The following is a 4,898-nucleotide window of genomic DNA, read 5'->3' on the forward strand; positions in this document are numbered from 1 at the left end:
CCCTGATAGTCCGTCGAATGAGCTTCGAAAATGAGCGACGGCAATGTGCTCAGAGTTGCCGCCAGGTCGCTGGCCTTGGTCCGATCGTAGAAAATCACATTCTGGTTGCCGAACTCCACGCCCGGCTGCACCACAAGCCCGATGACGCGGGAAAATGCGCTTTCAAGCCCGGCGGTTTGGAATGCCTGGGCGTGAATGGCATGTGTCTGGCGAGCCGCCTCCGGACTGGTCGGGGTGATCGCATCCAAAGCGTGATCGGCGCCGCCGGGCGGCGGCACTTCCGTGCCGATGATGTAAACCGGGCTTGCCCCGCCGCTCTGCGCTGCCGCCTGCTCCGCGACGCCTGCCAGCCTGGCCGCGCGCCCGGCCACCGTGTGGTCGTCTAGCGCCGCCGGTTCACCCGCGCAGCCCATCGAGGCATCGAGGTGGATCTTGCGGAAGCCGGCGCGGACATAGGCATCGATCATCGTCCCGGCCTGCGCCATCGCCTCCTCGGCGGGCCGGTCTCTCCAGGGATTGGGGCCGAGATGATCCCCGCCAAGCACGATCAGCTTTTGCGGGCACTGCTCGGCTGCCGCGAGCGCTTCCACCATCGCCGCGAAATCGGCCGGCGTCATGCCCGTATAACCACCCAGATGATTGACCTGATTACACGTCGCCTCGATCAGGACGGTGGTGCCGGTTTCCCGCCCGTGGCGCAGTGCGGCTTTCAGCACCAGCGGGTGCGCCGAGCACACCGAGGTCACCCCGATTTTCTTCCCGTCCCTGTGCAGGTCCGGCAAATCGTCGATCGCCACACGCATCAATTTCTTCTCGCCGTTCTTGCCATGAAATCCTCCAGCTCGGCCGGCGTGCCGGCTCCCTCCATGGGACCGAGGCGTGTGACGTTGCGCGCCCCTGCCGCGTTGGCGAATTCGAGCGCCGTCTGCAGCGCCATCCCCAGCCGCCGGCATGCGACATAGGCTCCCCCGAAACAGTCGCCGGCGCCGGTGGGGTCCGTTTCCTCGACGATGAGGCCGGGGCAATCGGCGCGGGCTCCGGTGCTTTGACGGGCTGACGCGCCATGTTCGCCGCGCTTCACGGCGATCTCCTTGACCCCTCGTCTGAACAGCGCCTCGATCGCGCGTTCCTCCCCGTCCGTGCCGGCGGCCAGGAACAATTCATTGCCCGACGGCAGCAGCAGGTCCGCTTCGTCCACCAGACCGGCGAATTTCTCCTCGGTCTGGCCGTGCGCCAGCAATTCTTTGCGCAGGTTCGGATCGAGCGACATCGTGCCGCCGCGTGCCTTGATCAGCGGGATCGCGCGTTCGGTGATCGCCCAGGCTGCGGGACTTGCGAACACCGTTCCCATGACATGGATATGCCCGCAACGCGCGATCAGCGCCTCGACCTGCGGGCTCCATTCCAGTCGGGCGGCGGCGGATTTGGCGATGTTGTAGACGAAATCGCGGCTTCCGTCCGTGCGGTAGCGAACAAAGGCGCTGCCCGTCGGATAATCCGGGGAAACAGCGATGGCTGAAGTGTCTACGCCGTCCCGCTTCAGGCGCTCCATGTTGACGACGCCGAAATCGTCGTCGCCGACCACGCCCACCATTGCGGCCGCTCCGCCCATACGTGCGCATTGATCGATGAAGATGGCGGGCGCGCCGCTCGGAAAGGGACCAATGAGGTCGATAGGTTGCCGGAAGCCGGTGCCCGTCTGCCTCGCGACGATCTCTACCAGGATTTCTCCGATCGTCACGGTTGGCCCGAGCGAGTCCGCTGCAAGTGTTCGGGGGAGGTCGTTCATCAAGCGTCCAATCCTGGGTGTGGTGTCGTTCGCGGTTTCACGACGCCGAGGCGCAAGAGGATTCCTACCGGATCGATGTGAATCGATCAGCTGCCATCACGCTACAAACCTGCATGCATGGTCAAGCGCACACTTGGAACGACGCGCAAACCCTCAGCCGGGAAACAGGTCCAGGATCGACGACAGGCGGTTGGTGCTGAGATCGACGTCGCCGAGCAGGCCGCCGCTGGGGAGATAGCCGACCACGAACAGACCGGCGGCTCGTGCTGCCTTTGTGCCGGTGCGGCTGTCTTCCACGGCCACCACCGACCCTGGAGCTACGGCGAGCTGCCGGCAGGCCTCGCGATAGGGCGTGGGGTCGGGCTTGCCGGCCGACACGTCGTCGAGGCTGATTGTGAGACTCATATGGTCGAGCACGCCGAGCCCATCGAGATTGGCATTGACGACTTGCCGGCCGGAATTCGAGACGCAGACCTGCGGGACGCCGCGGTCAGCCAGGGTCCGAATCGTCTCGACCGCCTCGGGGATCGGGACGGCGTTCGCCCGGTTCGCGACGTAGTGGGCATTGATAGCGGCGAGCCACTCCGCCTGGTCGAGCCCGACCGGGAGACGCGGACGCAGCATTGTCCAGACGTCGCCCATATGGATGCCGCGAAAGGCTTGGTCGGGCAGGTCGTCAAGATCGACGTTCCAGTTGCGGCAGCCGGCGAGGAGGGATTGATGATGCAACGGCTCGCTGTCGATCAGCGTTCCGTCGATGTCCCAGGCGACGGCGCGATACATCACGATGACGATCCCGCTCTGGTCGCGCCAGGAGCCGACAGGCGCGCATAAAGATCGCGATAGCGGCGATAGCCGTCGCGGTAGATGTCAGCCTTGCGCGGGTCGGGATCGAGCCGGTCGGCGAAGCTGACGAAACCGGAAACGCCCGACCAGTCGTCGGTCAGGCCGACGCCGATCGCCGCCGTCCAGGCAGCGCCGATACAAGAGCCGGGGTGCCCGGTCAGGCGTTGGACCGGCTTTTGCAGGACATCCGCGACAATCTGCATCCAGACCTTGCTGCTTGAGCCGCCGTCGGAGGCGAGATAGCGCTCGGTCCGGTGGCCCATGTCGTTGAGCACCTCGATATGATGCGCGATGGCGAAGGCATAGGCCTCGAGCAAAGCGCGCCAGACATGGCCGATATCGTGCGACAGCGTCAGCCCATCGATCACGCCACGAGCCGCTGGATCATGGATCGGCGTCTTCTCGCCGAGGAAGTAAGGCAGGACGGTGAGGCCGTCGGCACCGGCGGGACGCTCTGCCGCCAGCGCATCGAGCCGCTGGTGTACCGAAATACCATCGGCCTGTGCCGTGGCCATCTCGCCGCCGGCGAAATTGCGTACGAACCAGTTGAGGCCCGAGCCGCCGGTCGACATACAGCCATTGGGCATGAACAGGCCCGGCACCAGGTGGTAATCAAGATACATGCGGGGATCTGGCTTGATCTGATCGGTGGCGATCAGGATATCGACCGAGCCGCCGAATTTCAGGAGGACATCGCCTGCTTTGGCAACTCCGGCGCCGAGCGCGGAAGCGATCATGTCGGCCGCACCCCCGACGACAGGTGTTCCCGCCATCAGGCCGGTCTCATCCGCGGTCTTCGCCGAGACGGAACCGAGGATCTCATGCGAGGCGATCTTTCGTGGCACGGCCGAGCGCGGTATGTGGGCGAGCGCCACCAGGTCGTCGTCGATCCGGTGCGTCGAAACATCGACGAAGCCGGCCTCCAGCGCCCAGTTCTGCTCGACCGCACGTTCACCGGTGAGGCGCCAGTTGATATAGTCATAGGAGCCGAAAACGGTGGCGATGCGGCTGAACACCTCCGGCTCGTGACGCTCTATCCAGCGCAGCTTTGCGGTGACCAGCTGTTGGTTGATGCCGTTGCCGGCCTTGGCGATGAAAGCCGCCTCATCGCATTCGGTCCGCAGTTCGGCAACTTCGGCGCCACAGCGGCCGTCGCTCTGCTGGATGCTCGGTCGCAGCACCTCGCCCTGCTCGTCCAGAAGAACGACCGCCGGCAGCATGCCGGTGGTGCCGATCGCCACGATCTCTTCGGCCTTGATGCCGCTGGTCCTCAGCAGCTCCTGCACGATCTCGCGGACATTGGTCCACCATTGCGCGGGATCTTCCTCGGCCCAGCCCGCATGCTCGGAATGCAGCGTGACGGGGCGCGAGGCGAGGCCCAGCACCTGATCGGGAAGCCGGATCAGAATGCCGATCGTCGAGGTGGTGCCGATATCGAGACCGAGAACGAACGCCATGTCGAATCCATTGAAATGCCGGGAAGGGCAGGCGGGCGAACCTGTCTGCCTCGTCGTGTCCCGCTGCTCGATACCAGTCGATCATTCCGGACGCCGGCCCGCAACGATCGATATGATCACCGCGAGCCGGCGCGATGGCCGGCATCGCCGTGGAAGCCGTTCTCAGCGCAAAGTGGCGACAACGTCCATGAAGCGTTTGACCCGATCGCCGTCGACGGCGTTCCAGGTATTGCCATCGATCTTGAAATGGGTCCCGATCACGACCCCGCTCGCCAGCGAAAGGACATCGCGGACATTGTCGATGTTCACGCCGGTGTTGGCGAAGACCGGCACGTCCTTGATCGTCTCGCAGACGCTGCGCAGGTGGGACTGGTCGGCCGGCTGGCCAGTGATCGGACCGGAAACGAGGATGGCGTCGGCCATCGACGAGAACACCGCGCTCTTGGCGCGCAATTCAATAGGACGCTGGTCGAGCGAGTGTGCGAACTCTGCATTGATGTTGAAGAGAAGCTTCATGTCGTCGCGGCCAAGATTGTGCCGCAGGCGCGAGGCGGCGGCGCAATCGGGCTCCCACAGGCCCATGTCGGAAGCAAACAGGCCGGTGAAGATCTCGCGCACGAAACGGGCTCCGGTGGCAGCCCCGATCGCGACGCTGGCAGTCGGATCCCAGAGATAATTGACGCCAAACGGCACCTTCAGCTCGGGTTTCACCGCCTGGACGATCGCAGTCATGGCGGCAATACCTTCGGGCGGCGCCTTGAAGACATAGGGGCGGGAGTTCTCGTTGCCGAACATGATGGCAGCGA

5 protein-coding genes are annotated in these 4,898 nt (G+C 64.7%); all 5 read right to left on the minus strand.

The genetic code is table 11. The features are described 5' to 3' along the window. Nucleotides 1–803, minus strand: an 803-nt coding sequence (locus tag EN984_RS04820) for a class II D-tagatose-bisphosphate aldolase, non-catalytic subunit (protein WP_164765379.1), incomplete at its 3' end; no start/stop codon positions are given. Further along, nucleotides 803–1,789 carry a sugar kinase gene (locus tag EN984_RS04825; RefSeq protein ID WP_127268748.1) on the minus strand — a complete coding sequence of 329 codons (987 nt, stop codon included), beginning with the start codon at nt 1,787–1,789 and terminating at the stop codon, nt 803–805. The genes EN984_RS04825 and EN984_RS04820, both read right to left, overlap by 1 nt. 153 nt (nt 1,790–1,942) lie before the next feature. Beyond that, complete coding sequence (locus EN984_RS04830; RefSeq protein ID WP_127268747.1) at nt 1,943–2,572, minus strand: HAD family phosphatase; 630 nt, start codon at nt 2,570–2,572, stop codon at nt 1,943–1,945. Then, nucleotides 2,572–4,092, minus strand: coding sequence for an FGGY-family carbohydrate kinase (locus tag EN984_RS04835; RefSeq protein WP_127268746.1), 1,521 nt, complete (start codon nt 4,090–4,092; stop codon nt 2,572–2,574). Before EN984_RS04835 ends, EN984_RS04830 begins: the two co-directional genes overlap by 1 nt. A gap of 162 nt (nt 4,093–4,254) precedes the next feature. After that, a partial coding sequence (locus tag EN984_RS04840) for a BtpA/SgcQ family protein (protein ID WP_245480027.1) occupies nt 4,255–4,898 on the minus strand: 644 nt, incomplete at its 5' end.

The organism is Mesorhizobium sp. M7A.F.Ca.CA.004.12.1.1, assembly GCF_003997835.1.
In the GTDB taxonomy this organism is placed as follows: domain Bacteria; phylum Pseudomonadota; class Alphaproteobacteria; order Rhizobiales; family Rhizobiaceae; genus Mesorhizobium.